The organism is Acidithiobacillus sp. M4-SHS-6, assembly GCF_047421495.1.
Classification (GTDB): Bacteria; Pseudomonadota; Gammaproteobacteria; order Acidithiobacillales; family Acidithiobacillaceae; genus Acidithiobacillus.
On sequence record NZ_CP175559.1, the window covers coordinates 1,514,922 to 1,529,610 of the forward strand.

13 protein-coding genes and 1 tRNA gene are annotated in these 14,689 nt (G+C 56.2%); 9 read left to right on the forward strand and 5 right to left on the reverse strand.

Annotation, left to right across the window (positions count from 1 at the left end):
- The first annotated feature begins 23 nt into the window (after positions 1 to 23).
- Genes hflX through ACJU26_RS07670 form a run of 5 tightly spaced genes read left to right on the forward strand, consistent with a single transcriptional unit; the run spans position 24 to position 5,934 of the window.
- Positions 24 to 1,349, forward strand: a complete 1,326-nt coding sequence (gene hflX / locus ACJU26_RS07650) for a ribosome rescue GTPase HflX (protein WP_414039100.1) — start codon at positions 24 to 26, stop codon at positions 1,347 to 1,349.
- Positions 1,336 to 2,535 (forward strand): FtsH protease activity modulator HflK, encoded by a 1,200-nt coding sequence (gene hflK / locus ACJU26_RS07655; RefSeq protein WP_414039101.1) that lies wholly within the window; start codon positions 1,336 to 1,338, stop codon positions 2,533 to 2,535. The genes hflX and hflK overlap by 14 nt, the downstream gene beginning before the upstream one ends.
- Positions 2,532 to 3,404 carry a protease modulator HflC gene (hflC, locus tag ACJU26_RS07660; RefSeq protein ID WP_414039102.1) on the forward strand — a complete coding sequence of 291 codons (873 nt, stop codon included), beginning with the start codon at positions 2,532 to 2,534 and terminating at the stop codon, positions 3,402 to 3,404. The genes hflK and hflC overlap by 4 nt, the downstream gene beginning before the upstream one ends.
- Positions 3,404 to 4,606, forward strand: coding sequence for an ATP phosphoribosyltransferase regulatory subunit (locus ACJU26_RS07665; protein WP_414039103.1), 1,203 nt, complete (start codon positions 3,404 to 3,406; stop codon positions 4,604 to 4,606). Before hflC ends, ACJU26_RS07665 begins: the two co-directional genes overlap by 1 nt.
- 11 nt (positions 4,607 to 4,617) lie before the next feature.
- Positions 4,618 to 5,934 carry an adenylosuccinate synthase gene (locus tag ACJU26_RS07670; protein ID WP_414039104.1) on the forward strand — a complete coding sequence of 439 codons (1,317 nt, stop codon included), beginning with the start codon at positions 4,618 to 4,620 and terminating at the stop codon, positions 5,932 to 5,934.
- Between the two features lie 47 nt (positions 5,935 to 5,981).
- Here the strand turns inward: ACJU26_RS07670 and ACJU26_RS07675 are convergent.
- Positions 5,982 to 6,068, reverse strand: a tRNA-Leu gene (locus ACJU26_RS07675).
- Positions 6,069 to 6,105: 37 nt separating this feature from the next.
- On the opposite strand from ACJU26_RS07675, the gene rnr reads away from it, so the two are divergent.
- On the forward strand, positions 6,106 to 8,349 hold the full coding sequence (gene rnr / locus ACJU26_RS07680) for a ribonuclease R (protein ID WP_414039105.1): 2,244 nt from the start codon (positions 6,106 to 6,108) through the stop codon (positions 8,347 to 8,349).
- A 74-nt stretch (positions 8,350 to 8,423) separates the two neighbouring features.
- Here the strand turns inward: rnr and ACJU26_RS07685 are convergent, their stop codons facing one another.
- From ACJU26_RS07685 to sohB, 4 genes are all read right to left on the reverse strand, one after another.
- Entirely contained in the window at positions 8,424 to 9,002 is a 579-nt protein-coding gene (locus tag ACJU26_RS07685; RefSeq protein ID WP_414039106.1) for a membrane integrity-associated transporter subunit PqiC, read from the reverse strand.
- Entirely contained in the window at positions 8,999 to 10,660 is a 1,662-nt protein-coding gene (locus ACJU26_RS07690) for an intermembrane transport protein PqiB (RefSeq protein WP_414039107.1), read from the reverse strand. The genes ACJU26_RS07685 and ACJU26_RS07690 overlap by 4 nt, the downstream gene beginning before the upstream one ends.
- On the reverse strand, positions 10,653 to 11,921 hold the full coding sequence (locus ACJU26_RS07695; RefSeq protein ID WP_414039108.1) for a paraquat-inducible protein A: 1,269 nt from the start codon (positions 11,919 to 11,921) through the stop codon (positions 10,653 to 10,655). Before ACJU26_RS07695 ends, ACJU26_RS07690 begins: the two co-directional genes overlap by 8 nt.
- Before the next feature lie 376 nt (positions 11,922 to 12,297).
- Complete coding sequence (gene sohB / locus ACJU26_RS07700) at positions 12,298 to 13,269, reverse strand: protease SohB (RefSeq protein WP_414039109.1); 972 nt, start codon at positions 13,267 to 13,269, stop codon at positions 12,298 to 12,300.
- Positions 13,270 to 13,430: 161 nt separating this feature from the next.
- On the opposite strand from sohB, the gene ACJU26_RS07705 reads away from it, so the two are divergent.
- Genes ACJU26_RS07705 through ACJU26_RS07715 form a run of 3 tightly spaced genes read left to right on the forward strand, consistent with a single transcriptional unit; the run spans position 13,431 to position 14,689 of the window.
- Positions 13,431 to 13,673, forward strand: coding sequence for a MoaD/ThiS family protein (locus ACJU26_RS07705; protein WP_414039110.1), 243 nt, complete (start codon positions 13,431 to 13,433; stop codon positions 13,671 to 13,673).
- 2 nt (positions 13,674 to 13,675) lie between these two features.
- On the forward strand, positions 13,676 to 14,164 hold the full coding sequence (locus tag ACJU26_RS07710) for a molybdenum cofactor biosynthesis protein MoaE (RefSeq protein ID WP_414039111.1): 489 nt from the start codon (positions 13,676 to 13,678) through the stop codon (positions 14,162 to 14,164).
- A 39-nt stretch (positions 14,165 to 14,203) separates the two neighbouring features.
- The gene (locus tag ACJU26_RS07715) at positions 14,204 to 14,689 is read left to right on the forward strand and encodes a YajQ family cyclic di-GMP-binding protein (RefSeq protein ID WP_414039112.1); all 486 of its coding nucleotides are present in this window, start codon (positions 14,204 to 14,206) and stop codon (positions 14,687 to 14,689) included.

A 14,689-nucleotide genomic window follows, 5' to 3' on the forward strand; every position in this document is an offset into this window, starting at 1 on the left:
TCCTGACCCATAATGTAGTTGCAGTGGATGTGCCCCGTGAGCGGGTTCTGCTGGTTCATGTGATATTGCATGGCGAAGTGGATCTCGATGATGGGGCCGAATTTTTTCATCTGGCCACAGACTGTGATGCGGATGTGCTGGAACTTCTTCCCGTGGCCCGTAGCCGTCCTGATCCGGCGACCTTCATTGGTAGCGGCAAGGTACAGGAACTGGCAGAAAAGGTGCGGGAAACGGCGGCTGATCTGGTCCTTTTTGATCGGACCCTGAGCCCAGTTCAGGAACGCAATCTGGAACGCGCCCTGCAGTGCCGGGTCATGGATCGGGTCGGGCTGATTCTGGATATTTTCGCCCGTCGTGCCCGTACCCATGAGGGGCAGCTCCAGGTGGAGCTTGCGCAGCTTACCCGCTTGCGCACCCGTCTGATCCGAGGTTGGACCCATCTGGAGCGGCAACGGGGAGGTATCGGCTTGCGTGGTCCCGGCGAAACCCAGTTGGAAACCGACCGCCGCCTCATTGGCGACCGGATTCAGTCCCTGCGGCAAAAACTGCTCAAGGTGGTTGCGCACCGCCGGACCCAGCGCCGGGCCCGGCAACGGGCACCGGTGCCGACGGTGGCTTTGGTAGGTTATACCAATGCCGGGAAATCCACGCTTTTCAATGCCCTGACCCAGCGCAGCAATCATGCGGCGGACCGCTTGTTCGCCACCCTGGATCCCGCCATTGGCCGCCTGCCGATTGCTGGGCAGGATGTCGTGCTGCTCGCCGATACGGTGGGTTTCATGCGGGATTTGCCCACGGACTTGATTGCTGCATTTCGGGCGACTCTGGAAGAGGTCAATCAGGCGCAATTGCTTCTGCACGTGGTGGATGGCAGTGCCGCCGATCGGGACACGCAGATGGCTGCGGTGGCATCCGTCCTCGGGGAAATCGGTGCCGATGCATTGCCGGTACTGGTGGTATTCAATAAGGTAGACCGGACGGGAGAACCCGGCGGCGGCATTTATGATGCTTCCGGCAGGTTGCTGGCGGTCAATGTCAGCGCTCAGAGTGGGGCGGGCCTGGATGCGCTGCTGCAGGCCATTCTGGAGAAGGTGGGTCGTGCCATGCTGCGGGTCGAATTGACCCTGAATCCCGAAGAAGGGGCCTGGCGTGCCTCCCTGCATCGTGTGGCTACGGTGCTTGAAGAGGATTTTGACGCGGAAGGGAAAATCCGCATGGTTTTTGACATTGATGATCTGGCCTGGCGTCGTCTGCGGGCACAAATGCGGAGACATGGTTGTCAGGCGCCAGAGCCCACCCCTACAATACCGGAGTTGATCAAGGAAGGAGATTGGTATGCCGTGGAGTGATCCGGGCGGAAACGGAAACAACAACAATAACCCCTGGGGACGGCGTCCCAATGCTCAGAAGCCAGCCTTTGACATTCAGAAAATCACCCAGGAATTAAAAAAACTGGGCGGTCTGCTGGGTTCCGGAAAGGGGCGCGGCTCCGGAGGGCCGAAGTTTGACCCGCGTTGGCTGCATCGTCTGCCCATCATTCTCATCGGCATTCTGGTTTTATTCTGGCTGGGGTCAGGTATTTATGTGGTCGGCCCCAATGAGGAGGGGGTGGTACTGCGTTTTGGCAAGGAAGTGGGTATCGCTCAGCCAGGCATCCATTATCATTGGCCCTTTCCTTTCGAAACTGTCGCCTTATCCAGGACCGCCGAGAATCAGCGGATGGTTCTGGGCTACAGTGGCGCAGTGGATACCCTCAACCCGGGCATGATGCTGACTGCCAATGGTGATGTAGTGGATGTGCATTTTGCCGTTGACTATCGGATCAGTAACGCCAGTCACTACCTGTTTTCCACGAGCAACCCGAAGCAGTTGATTCGCTACAGCGCCTTGTCTGCCATGCGCGACCTTGTTGGCAAAAGCCAAATGCAGGATTTGCTGCAAGGGGATAAGAGCACCATGGCACAGAAAGTTCAACAGGGTGCCCAGAAACTGCTCACCAGGTTTCATTCCGGCGTGACCATTCATGCGGTGCAGATCATCGGTATTCATCTTCCCAAATCCGTGCAATCGGCCAATACCGAGGTAATGACAGCCCGGGAGGATATGGCCCGCTTCCGGCGTGAGGCAGAAGCCTATGCCAGCAGCATTATCCCCAAGGCCAAAGGAGAAGCTGCGACCATACTGACAGCCGCGCAGGCCTACAAGCTGAAGGTGGTGGATCATGCCAAGGGCGACGCTGCGCGCTTTACCGACTTGCTGCGGGCGTACCAGAAAAATCCCCAGGTGGTGAGTGAGCGCATGTATTTGCATACCATGCAGGACATTCTCGGCAGCACGCCAAAAATCATTATGGATAGCCATGGAAAAGCCGTGATTGATTTACATATGCCTGAGAAATCGGTCGTTCAGCCCAGTGCGACTACGAAGTCTGCCGAAGCGGTCAGCGCCGCTACCCGCAGTACAGCTCCGGTGGCCACAACAAGCAGTGCGCCCGGTCAGCAGCCGGTACTGCCCATTTCAGGAGCGCAGTCATGAAAAACTGGTTATGGGCGGTGGTCATCCTGTTTTTTGCTCTGCTGCTTCTGGCCTCTGCGACCTTTTATACGGTAGATCAGTCTCAGAACGCCCTGTTGATGCAATTTGGCAAGGTACTGCGGGTTGAAAAAGCGCCGGGTCTTTATCTGAAATGGCCCGTGTTGCAACATGTGGTTTACGTTGACCAACGTCTGCAAAGCTACAGCCCGCAACCGGTCAGCTTTTTGACCGCAGACAAGAAACCGGTGTTGTTGGATTTTTTTGCGGAATGGCGGGTGACTGATCCGGGTGTTTATTATGCCCGTCTGCATGATCAGACTGAGGCCCAGGCCCAGATTGGCGATGCGCTTCGGGTAGCCCTGGGCAGTCGCGTGGGGACGATGTCCATGGAGTCTCTCATTGCTGCCAGTCAGCAGGAAATTACTGCTCCGGTCTTGTCTGAAGTAAACAAGCACCTGCAAGACCTGGGCATTGATGTACTCGACGCGCGCATCTTGCAGGTGGGTTTGCCACCAAAAGTGCTGCAAGCGACTTATAAGCGCATGGAGGCGGAGCAAATCCAGAAGGCCAATACCTATCGTTCCCAGGGTAAAAGCGATGCTGCCGAGATCCGCGCCAATGCCGAAAAGGAGAAAACGACCATTCTGGCCGATGCTTATCGGCAACAGGAAGAAATCAAGGGGCAGGGTGATGCCGAGGCGGCTTCCATTTATGGGGATGCCTATGGCAAGGATCCCCAATTCTTTGCCTTTTACCGGAGTCTGGAAGCCTATCGTCACGCCCTGAGCGACAAAACCGTGCTGGTACTCAATCCCGATTCACCCTTTTTCAAATATTTTCGGCATTCCTTGCATGGGGCAGGAAAATAATGCGCACAGAAAATCATCCGACCTGGCTTTTGCCCAGCGGTTTCGAGGATATTCTGCCTGCCCGCACGGAAGCCCTGGAGCATTGTCGGCGCAGTTTGCTGGATCATTATGCGCTCTGGGGCTATCGTCAGGTTACCCCACCCCTGGTGGAGCATCTGGAAAGTCTGCTTACGGGCAGTGCCGCTGATCTGGATCTGCAGACCTGGAAGCTGCTGGATCAGGATAGCGGTCGTCTGGTGGGGCTGCGTTCGGACATGACTCCGCAGATGGCCCGCATTGATGCCCAAACCTCTGCTTCCGGTGAGGTCCGGCGCCTCTCCTATGCCGGAACGGTGCTGCGGGCACGTCCCGATTTGCTGGGCGGAAGCCGCGCTCCCTTTCAGGTGGGAGCCGAGTTGTTTGGCGTGGGTGGTCCAGAAGGGGATCTGGAAGTACTGTCCCTGATGGTGGAAAGTTTGCGCACCTGTGGTGTGCCTCATCTGTTGCTGGATATTGGTCATGTCAGCATTCCCCAGGCGCTGGCGGATGCCGCCGGACTGGCTACGGCTCAACGCAGTGACTTGCTGCGTCTGGTGGAACGCAAGGCGTGGCCGGATGTACGCAGCTGGCTGCAAAGCCATGGCAGTGGACAGACTGTTGCTGCCGATTTTGATGCCTTGTCCCATTTGCAGGGAGGTCATGCCGTACTGGATCGGGCGCGTCAGCAACTGGGTCAGTATCCGGCCATTGGCGAGGCCCTGGAAGACCTGAATTTTGTCTGGGAATCCCTACGCGCACGCTACCCCGATCTGGACATCCAGTGTGATCTGGCGGAAATTCGTGGTCATCACTATCACACCGGCCTGCTGTTCTCGGTGTATGGTCCACAACGCGGCGAGGCTTTGGCATGTGGGGGACGTTATGATGATATCGGTGCGGCTTTTGGGCGGCGGCGTCCAGCCACCGGTTTCAGTCTGGATTTGAAGCCACTGCTGCGAGAACTGCCGGAATCCCGTAAAAGCCTGCAGGTCTGGGCTCCTGCCGGGACTGATCCCGACTTGTGGAAGACCATTGCTGAAGAACGCCATAAAGGGCATGTGGTCATACAGGATTTTCAGACAGGCACCTCACCCGATGCCGTGCAGTTGCTCAAGCGGGGTTTTGATGCGCGCCTGGAGCAGACTCCCGGGGGGTGGGTGCCTAGCCCCCTGCATGCGCGCTGAATCTATTTTCCATGCTATTGGCGGAGTGTTCCGTGACAGATAAGTCAAATGTGGTGATCATCGGTACCCAGTGGGGTGATGAAGGCAAAGGCAAGATTGTGGACTGGCTGACGGAGCGCTGTCAGGCCGTGGTGCGTTTTCAGGGAGGGCACAATGCCGGACATACCCTGGTCATCGGTGCCCGCAAGACGGTGCTGCATCTCATTCCTTCCGGCATCTTGCGGGCCGGCGTATCCTGTTTCATCGGCAATGGGGTGGTACTGGATCCGCTGGCCCTTTTTGCCGAACTGGATGAGCTGCATTCGGCTGTGCCCGATGCCCAGGCGCGGCTTTTTGTATCCGATGCCTGTCCGCTGATCATGCCCTATCACAAGAGCCTCGATCTTGCGCGCGAACATGCCAAGGGTGCCGCCAAAATTGGCACGACCGGGCGCGGGATTGGCCCTGCCTATGAAGACAAGGTGGCACGTCGTGCCTTGCGGGTAGGCGATCTTTTTCACCGCGAGCGTTTTGCCGCGAAGCTGGGTGAAGCACTGGATTACCACAATTTTGTGCTGCAGCATTACTTCAAGCAGAAAGTCGAAGATTTTGATGCCATTCTCGATCAATATCTGGGACTGGCCGAGAGGTTGGCGCCGATGGTGGTGGATGTGTCGGTGCACCTTGCGCGCCTGCAGGCAGAAGGCGCACGGATTCTGTTTGAAGGTGCCCAGGGTACGCTCCTGGATGTGGATCATGGTACTTATCCCTATGTGACCTCCTCCAATACCGTAGCCGGTGGGGCCTCGGCCGGGAGCGGGGTAGGGCCGGCAGAACTGGGCTATGTGCTGGGCATCACCAAAGCCTACACCACCCGGGTAGGGGCGGGTCCCTTTCCCACGGAGCTGTTCGATGAAACCGGCGTGTTTCTGGCGGAAAGAGGCGCGGAAGTCGGCGCAACCACCGGCAGGGCAAGGCGCTGCGGCTGGTTTGATGCGGTCGCCTTACGGGCTGCCTGCCGGGTGAACGGGGTGACGGGCTTGTGCATGACCAAGCTGGATGTGCTCGATGGCCTGTCGGAAATTCGCGTGGCAACAGGATACCGGGTGCAGGGAGTGGTTCAGGATGATCTGCCTTCTGGTGCCGAGTCTCTGGCGGCCTGCGAACCCGTCTACGAGACTTATCCGGGCTGGCAGGAATCCACTGCCGGGGTGCGACGCTGGGAAGATCTGCCCCAGGCTGCTCGTCATTATTTGGAAGCCATTGCCGAACGTGCGGGACGGCCACTGGCCATCATTTCCACAGGGCCTGACCGGGAAGATACCATTCTTCTCGCTGAGCAGTTGTGAACGACGCCTATAAAAAAGGGCAGACCCTAAAGTCTGCCCTTTGCTTTTGGTACCGGGGACTGGATTCGAACCAGCACAAGCTTTCGCTTACTAGGACCTGAACCTAGCGCGTCTACCAATTCCGCCACCTCGGCGTGGACGGAATGATCTTTGATTAAGGAGTAGTTGTCAATGCCTGAAAACCAGGAGCCCGCCTCACTCAGTGAACGTGATCCCATGTTCGAGCGGGAAAAGGAAAAATATGAACGACCCATCGTCAGCCGGGAATATATTCTGCAGTATCTGGAAGAAGCCGGCCAACCCCTGACTCTGGAAGACTTTTTTGCAGAACTGGACATCGCGGAAGAGGATCAGGAAGCCCTGCGGCGCCGGCTGCGGGCCATGGAAAGAGATGGTCAGCTGGTGCGTAACCGGCGCGGAGCCTATGGCATCATCGAGGCCATGGAGCTGATTCGGGGGAGCGTCAGCGCCCACCCCGATGGTTTTGGTTTTCTGATTCCCGAAGCGGGGGGCAAGGACCTGTTTTTGTCGCCCCGGGAAATGCGCAAGGTTTTTCATGGTGATATCGTCCTGGGTCGAGCAGTGGGTGAAGATCGGCGAGGACGCATCGAGGGCACCATCGTGCGCATCCTGGAGCGGGCACTGAAGCAGATTGTCGGGCGCTATTTCGCGGATGGAGGCAGTCATTATGTGGTTCCGGAAGATCGCCGTATTCCCCATGAATTCAGTGTCGTGGAGGGCGGTGAACTGACGCCGGTCCATGGTCAGATAGTGACCCTGGAAATCACCCAGTATCCCGATGGACGGAACATGCCCCAGGGTGTTGTCGTGGAGATTCTCGGTGAGCATATGGCGCCGGGCATGGAAGTCGAAATTGCCGTACGCAATTACGGGCTTCCCTACCAATGGCCCGAGGCAGTGCTTGCGGAAGTCGCCGGTTTTTCCGAAGTGGTGCCCGAAGACATGAAAGCGGGTCGGCGTGATTTGCGCGATCTGCCCCTGGTCACCATCGATGGTGCGGATGCCAAGGATTTTGACGATGCGGTGTTTGCCGAAGACATTCCCGGCGGATATCGTCTCATTGTCGCCATTGCCGATGTGGCCAGTTATGTGCAGTCAGGGTCAGCGCTGGATAAGGAGGCGATTGCCCGGGGAAATTCCGTGTATTTTCCCCGTCGCGTCATTCCCATGCTGCCGGAAATTCTTTCCAATGGCCTGTGTTCCCTGAATCCCCATGTGGATCGTCTGTGCATGCTCTGCGAAATGGAGATGAACAGTGCCGGTGAAGTGCAGCGTTTTCGCTTTGCCCGGGGGGTGATGCGTTCCCAGCGCCGCTTTACCTATGATGAGGTGGCTGCCATTCTGGAAGGGGATGAGGCCCTGCGTGCCCAGGAAGCGGCCATGGTCCCCCATCTGGAGGCCTTGCACCGCCTCTATCAAAGTTTCGCCGGCGCCCGGGAAAGGCGCGGCACCATCGAGTTTGATTCCCAGGAAAGCCGCATCATTTACAATGATCAGTTGCGCATCGAAAAAATTGTCGCGGTTACCCGCAATGTCGCCCATCGAATCATTGAAGAATGCATGCTGGCGGCGAATGTTTGCGCCGCCCAATATTTCCGGATTCATGATCTGCCCATGTTGTATCGGGTCCATCCAGAGCCCTCGGTGGACAAACTGGAAGACTTGCGACGTTTTCTGGGAGAGCTGGGAGTCCCCTTGCGGCTACCGGAACATCCCCGTAGTGCGGACCTTGCCAGGATCATTGAAGAAACCCGCGAGCGCAGTGATGCCAGCCTGATCCAGACCGTGATTTTACGCAGCCTGTCCCAGGCGTTTTATACCATCGATACCGGGATGCATTTTGGCCTGGCTTTTCCGGCTTATACCCACTTCACTTCACCCATTCGTCGCTACCCGGATCTGGTGGTGCATCGCGGTATCCAGGCCTTGCTGGATGCGGGTAGCCATGAACCACGCTGGCTGGCCAAAAATGAGCTGCAGGAATTGGGTCAACATTGTTCCATGACCGAGCGGCGTGCCGACGAGGCCAGTCGTGAGGCGGTCAACTGGCTCAAATGCGAGTTCATGATGGATAAAATTGGCGAGTGTTATACCGGTATTATTACCGGCGTGACGGGTTTTGGTTTGTTTGTTGCCTTGCGGGATATTTATGTGGAGGGCCTCATCCACATCAGCACTCTTGGCGAAGACTATTTTCATTTCGATGCCCAGCATTATCGCATTATCGGGGAGCGTAGCAAGGAAACTTTCCAGTTGGGAGATGCCATCGATATTCGGGTGGTGAATGTCAATCTGGATGAACGCAAAATCGACTTTGAGAGAGTGCGGCCCGAGGGCCAGGCATCTGGGGGCAAATCCCGTCGTCCACGCCGGCCCAGGAAAGAGCTTTCTTGATCCATAGCATGGAGCCTCAGGAGGTTTTAAGGCTGCATGATGGGGAACGCCACCAGCGCTTTTGGGAGTCCCTCTCATGACAGGTGTTGCGCCACGACCCGGCTGAGTCGCGCCAATAATTGGCTCATGGCCGCCGCCTGATCCTCGGGATTGGCGGCAATGTGATCCTGATCGAACTGATTGCGTCCCCGCGCCTGGATCTGACCGTCAGGTATGTGCTGAATGAACCAGTCGGCTCGCAAGACGACCTGGCCGTCATTGCTGGGCAGGAAAGACTGGATGTTGACCGTGACCAGCAGATAGGGACCTCGCGGCAGGGGATCGCCGGGCATGAGCACGCTGTGGTCCGGTAATTCACCGGCCAGATCCTCTGCCATTACTTTTTGCGCCATTCCGCCCAGAGGAGCCGCCCACCGGACATGGTTGGCCACTTCCAGGCGGTATTGACCCTGCAGGGTAGTGAGATACAGCCGATCAATGTCCGCAGGCATCTGCACATGGGCGATCAGAACCGGCAAGCCCCGACCCTGCAAGGTTTGATGGGCAGGCAGGGGTGTTGGTGCGGACAGGGTCAGATATTGGGTAGGCGTGGATGCGCAGCCCGCCAGTGCAAGGGCGCATCCCAGCAACAGGATTTTTTTCTGCAAGGTCATGGTCTTTTCCCAAAAATCAGGGCATTGGGGTGACTGTTCAGATAATCGGTCAATTCCCGCAATGACTGGGCGGTACGTGATAACTCATACAGGGCGCGGGGCAGGGTCGTGGATTCCGGACCATTGGCTGCGGCACCCTGGTTTCGCAAGAGGGCATTGCCGGCCTGTAAGGCCGCATCGGCCTCCTTGCTGGCGCTCTTCAGGGATTTCAGAATGGCGGGCAGATCGGTATCGGCGGTTTTGCTCAGCTGATCCAGATGGGCCAAGGACTGTTGCACATGCTGCAAGGTCTCCCGGGTTTCCGGGGAACTGCTCAAGGCCGACAAATTATGGGTGAGTCGATTCAGATTGCCGGCAATTTGCCGTAGCGGCAGGGCATGAATTTTGTCGAGAATGCCATTCAACTGACGAATCGTGTCCTGAATTTCCGCTGACTGGACCATGGGAATCTCCGGAGGCTGTCCGGGTATTAAATGGGCTGCTTTGGCCCGCGGGACCATGACAAGGTCAATGACCTGGGAACCCAGCAACGGCACTGTAGTGCCCAGTTGTGCCCGGAGTCCCTGAGCAATCAGGTGACGCAGAATACCATTCATTTGCGCAGCGGGATGCGCCATATCCCAGTGTTGACCATGACTGAGCGGGATGGCCTCGGGATTGATGAGAATCTGGATATGGGTAAATAGTGCCTGTCGATCCGCATCGAAAAACATGTGGACGCTGCTGACGCTGCCGACACGGGCGCCTTCCAGCATGACGGCAGCGCCGACTTTCAATCCCTGCGGACCGCCCGGCATTTGCATCTGGTAAGCTACGGCATTTTCCCGGGGCGCATTTTCCGCTGCGGCGGCGTTGGCATAAAGCGGAAAATCTTCATTTTCTGTCACTGGGCTGCCATTTTGGGGGGTCGAAAAGCTGATGGCTCCGCTCAGCAAGGCCGGAATGGCCGGTACATGTACCCCAGGACGGGTCCCGAAGAGGCTGATGGCAATATTGCCCGAGCTCCAGAAGCGGCTGTGCGAGTTGACCAGATGCAGATATTGTTCGGGGAGAAAGGCGTAAATGTCGAAACCCTTCCCATTTTTTTGCAGGGCTTCACCGCGCACTTCGCCGACCTGCTTGCCTCTGAAGAGAATGGGTGCCCCGCGTGAAATGTTGCCCTTTTCCGGAGCATGCAAAATGAGAGTGATGCCTTTGGATTCACTTTTCAGAACGGGTTCTTCAGGCAAGCCCAGCACATGATGCACGATGCGGCCGGGTTGCGGGTCAATGCCAATATAAGGGCCGGCGATGAGGGATTTCAGAGAACTCAGATTGGAAAAACTGACTTTTTCACCGGCAATCCAGTAACGGGTGCCCTTGCCCAAATGATGGGCCATGTAATTATCGAAGCGCATGGTCACGGATATTTCGCCCAGGGATTGGGAAAGTTTGACCGCCGTGACATGGCCCACGATCACCCCGCGATATTTCACCACGGTATGATCCGGCTTGATGCCGCCCATGGTGGGAAATTCCACGGTCACCGAGGGCCCCTGGCTCATATAGGTTTTTAGCCCCAGCCAGGCCACGATGGCGAGCGCTGCCAGCGGCACTGCCCAGATCAGCCCCGGCCAGCGAGAGCGTTGTGTTTTGGCTGTCGGCAAAGGGCTATTCATGGGACTTCTGGAGAAATGCCGCCCATAGTGCACGGGGATCAAATAATTCGGTGGCAATCATGGTCAAGACGACAACCGCCAGAAAGGCGGGAAGGGCATCTCCCACATAAACGGCAATCAGTCCGGATAAGTGCATCAATGGGAGAAACACGGTCACCGTAAATACATCCACATGGGACCAGCGTCCGATAGTTTTGATCAGGCGATAGATTTCCGTTTTGAGTCGCAGTCGTTTCACGGAATGAATGCGTACAGAGATAAAGAACCAGCTCAGGGAAAAAAGCTTCAAGAAGGGAATCACGATGCTGGCCATGAAAATGATGACGGCAAAGAGCAGAAAGTGTGCATCAATGAGCTTCACGACACCCGTCATGATGGTATATCCCTCCATTTTGCCGAGCTGATAGTTGTACTCCATGGGGAACAGATAAGCGAAGGGGTAACAAAAAAAACCGGCCAGCGCAAAAGCGAGGGTACGCATGGTCGCCTGGGGCTTATAGCGCCAAATTCTGGCAGCACAACGAGGACAGCTTCGCCCTTCCATCTGCGCATGGACCGGCATCCCGCAATGCCCGCAGCCAATATAGTTCTGGTGGGGATCCAGTGATTCCATGACGGGGCCGATGCGCCGCCATATTTCGCGTCTTTCCAGGGTGGCCCTGGTCAACATGCTGAGAAAAGCCAGACCCACCACACACCAGCCCCCGGTGCCTACCGCGATGGGCAAAAAGGGCGCAACCCGCTCGTAGCCAATGCCAAAACCGATCAGGAAAACATCCAGCATGGCCCATTGGTCCAGCCACTCTGACCAGCGGAACATTCTGCCCAGCCAATGCGGATGATGTCCGGCATCCAGCTCAAGCAATACCACGGCAAGGGTGCTGAAGCGAAAAAAGGGCAGAATGAGCAACTCCAGCGCCAGGATGAGGGCTACCAGGGGCCAGCCCTGTGTCGCGACGCCCCAGATGCCGGAGGCGAGCACACTCTGATGATGGACGCCAAAAATATTGACGGAGAGCAGAGGGAGAAAATTGGCGGGTATCAGCAGAAAAAGGGCGGATAAAGTCATGGCCAGAGCCGCATTGATGCTGCGCCCCGCGCTGCGTTCGAGGACATGACCACAGCGCGGGCAGGCGAGCTTGCCGCGTCCCTGAAGGGGGGGTAACCGTTGGATGAGCCCGCAATCCGGACAGACCTCTATCCCATGAGGAGGATCTTCGGCGGCGTCGGGAATCCCAATGAGAGTGGTATCCAGGGACATGTTCTACGGATCCTGCTATTCGGGAAAGCGCTGTAATCTGGCTTCCATAAATTCAGTCATACGGCAATACTAGCAGAAAATGATACCAAGGGGAGACTGACACTGCTTTTCATGGCAAGAAAAACGGATTTTTTATCGACAATATCGGATGTTAAGACCCAATATTATTATTACTTGAATCCATGAATAGCATGATGGTGCATGATGAGCATTATTTCCTGGTGAATAACTTCCGCAGATGACCAAGACGCGGCCAGATTTTTGAGAATTTCCTGATACTGCTGGTGAGCACTCTTGCTATATATAGGATAACTGACCGGGATGACAAGGTTTTTAACTTTATTTGTTTATCAGTAAGTTCTGATTTATTGGAAAATTACTTGAACCAGAAATTATCCCAACCCTGCTGGGCGGCGAGCCCCAGTTTTTGTGGCAGATTTTTGGGTCGCTGATAGCTGATCTGGAGTAGCTTGCCGTTTTTTGCGGCATCCACAATGATCTCGTCACTGGTGGCAAGCTGATCCACCAAGCCTAATTCCAGGGCCTTGCTGCCCAGCCAGGCTTCACCGGTAGCTACTTTCTCCAGATCCAGTTGCGGCCGGAAGCGTTCGACAAACTCACGGAACAGGGTATGGATTTCTTCCAGCTCCTCCCGCAGCTTGGCCCGGCCGGTTTCGGTGTTTTCGCCAAATAGCGTGACCGTGCGCTTGTATTTACCGGCAGTGAACTGCTCAAAATCAATGTGGCGATCCTGCAGCCAGCGATGAAAATTGGGAATTTGCGCCACAACACCAATGGAGCCCAGCAGGGCGAAAGGGCTGGCCACAATCCGGTCTGCGGTGACGGCCATCATGTAACCGCCACTGGCGGCGACGGCATCCACCAGCACCGTACAATGGATTTTGGCGGCACGCAGGCGCAGCAGTTGGGCGGCCGCCAGACCGTAGGTATTGACCATGCCACCGCCACTTTCGAGGCGGATCAGCACGGCATCGCCGGCTTGGGCGGCCTGAATGATGGCGGTGATTTCCTCACGCAGGGCGCTCACCGCCGAAGCCCGAATATCGCCCTTGAATTCCAGCAGATAGGTGCATTTTTCAGTTTTTTGGGTTTTGTGCGCTTTTTTGAGCGCTTTCTGATGAGCCTTGCGGGCTTTTTTGTCGAGGCGCAGGGCTTCAATATGTGCGGCAGATTGTTCGATCTGGCGACGTAAATCCGTCACCTGCACCTGGCCCGTTGCCGCAGGCCTGCGCTTGCTGAGGGCTATGGCCGCAATCCCCCCGACAACGATCAGAATGGCGACCACAATCGTGGTGGTTTCGGCGAGAAAGGTCAGATAGTGACTCAAGAAGTTTTCCATGGGCAGACTATATACCAGAAGGGAGCAGCTTCAAAAGCCGGCAAAATCGGCAGAAGGAAATCTGCATGGTGCTGGGATGAAGGTGTTTTCGGTTGAAGCGCAGGGCCTGCGGGCGTTATCATTTGCCATCTTCGGAATGGATACCGCGAATGATTCATGTGAAATTTTTTGCCAGCGTGCGCGAGCGGGTCGGAATGACGGAAATGCAGTTGCCTTGTCCGCCAGGAGGTTTTACGGTGGAAGAAGTGTTGACCATGGTTGAGGGGCAGGCTGGGACGGAGTTGCATGATGCGCATTTACTGGCTTCCCTCAATCAGCAGCATGTGCCTTTTGCTGCGTCAGTTCAGGATGAAGATGAAGTCGCATTTTTTCCACCGGTAACAGGAGGTTGACCTTGCAGGTTAAAGTTCAGGCTGAGGATTTCGATGTCTCGGCCGAATGTGCTGGAATGCCTGAATCAAGGGGAGCCGGGGCGCTGGTGACTTTTGTGGGTACCGTGCGGGATTACAGTGATGCCAGCGACATTCTCGCCATGGAAATTGAGCATTATCCGGGGATGACGGAAAAGGAACTGGAGCGGGTCAGTCGCGATGCCGCCCAAAAATACGATATCCTGGATAGCCTTATCGTCCATCGTTACGGTGCGTTGCAGCCGGAGGAGAATATTGTGCTGGTAGCAGTCTGGTCCCGGCACCGTGCCGCCGCCTTCGATGCCTGCCGCTTTTTGATTGATGTCCTCAAAACCAGTGCTCCGTTCTGGAAAAAGGAAATCACGCCCCAGGGATCCCGCTGGGTGACGGATTGCCCGGGTTGTCGGGCCGGAAGTCGCGACGGGCACCGTCATGCGCCCCATGCCACCCGGCATCTGCTCCATTCTCGTTGAATCTTTCCCCAAAGCAGGTCAGTGTAAGGAAAATGATCTATGCCAAGTTTTGATGTGGTTTCTGAAGTGAATATGCAGGAAGTGGACAATGCCTTGCATACTACGCAAAAAGAAATGGCCACCCGCTATGATTTCAAGGGCAGCAAGGCGTCTATTGAACGAAAAGACAAGGAAATCATTTTACTGGCCGAAGATGAATACAAATTGGGTCAGATGATAGACCTGTTTTCAGCCCGCTTGGTCAAGCGCGGGGTGGACCTGAAAGCCTTGGATATCGGCAAGGCTGCTTCGGCAGCAGGAGGCCTGGAACGGCAGGTGCTCACCCTGAAAGTAGGCTTGTCCACGGAAATTGCCAAACGCATGATCAAATACCTCAAGGAGGGCAAATTCAAGGCCCAGGGCAGTATCCAGGGTGACCAGCTCCGGGTTTCCGGTAAAAGTCGCGACGAACTGCAGGCGGCTATCGCCGCCCTGCGCTCCGAAGATTTTGGCCTACCCCTGCAATTCACTAACTTCCGCGACTAA

What these genes read in the sequence shown, in the direction of transcription:
- hflK (WP_414039101.1), top strand. Translation starts at nt 1,336, where the DNA reads ATGCCGTGGAGTGATCCGGGCGGAAACGGAAACAACAACAATAACCCC.
- hflC (WP_414039102.1), top strand. Translation starts at nt 2,532, where the DNA reads ATGAAAAACTGGTTATGGGCGGTGGTCATCCTGTTTTTTGCTCTGCTG.
- ACJU26_RS07665 (WP_414039103.1), top strand. Translation starts at nt 3,404, where the DNA reads ATGCGCACAGAAAATCATCCGACCTGGCTTTTGCCCAGCGGTTTCGAG.
- ACJU26_RS07670 (WP_414039104.1), top strand. Translation starts at nt 4,618, where the DNA reads ATGCTATTGGCGGAGTGTTCCGTGACAGATAAGTCAAATGTGGTGATC.
- rnr (WP_414039105.1), top strand. Translation starts at nt 6,106, where the DNA reads ATGCCTGAAAACCAGGAGCCCGCCTCACTCAGTGAACGTGATCCCATG.
- ACJU26_RS07685 (WP_414039106.1), bottom strand. Translation starts at nt 9,002, where the DNA reads ATGACCTTGCAGAAAAAAATCCTGTTGCTGGGATGCGCCCTTGCACTG.
- ACJU26_RS07690 (WP_414039107.1), bottom strand. Translation starts at nt 10,660, where the DNA reads ATGAATAGCCCTTTGCCGACAGCCAAAACACAACGCTCTCGCTGGCCG.
- ACJU26_RS07695 (WP_414039108.1), bottom strand. Translation starts at nt 11,921, where the DNA reads ATGTCCCTGGATACCACTCTCATTGGGATTCCCGACGCCGCCGAAGAT.
- ACJU26_RS07705 (WP_414039110.1), top strand. Translation starts at nt 13,431, where the DNA reads ATGATTCATGTGAAATTTTTTGCCAGCGTGCGCGAGCGGGTCGGAATG.
- ACJU26_RS07715 (WP_414039112.1), top strand. Translation starts at nt 14,204, where the DNA reads ATGCCAAGTTTTGATGTGGTTTCTGAAGTGAATATGCAGGAAGTGGAC.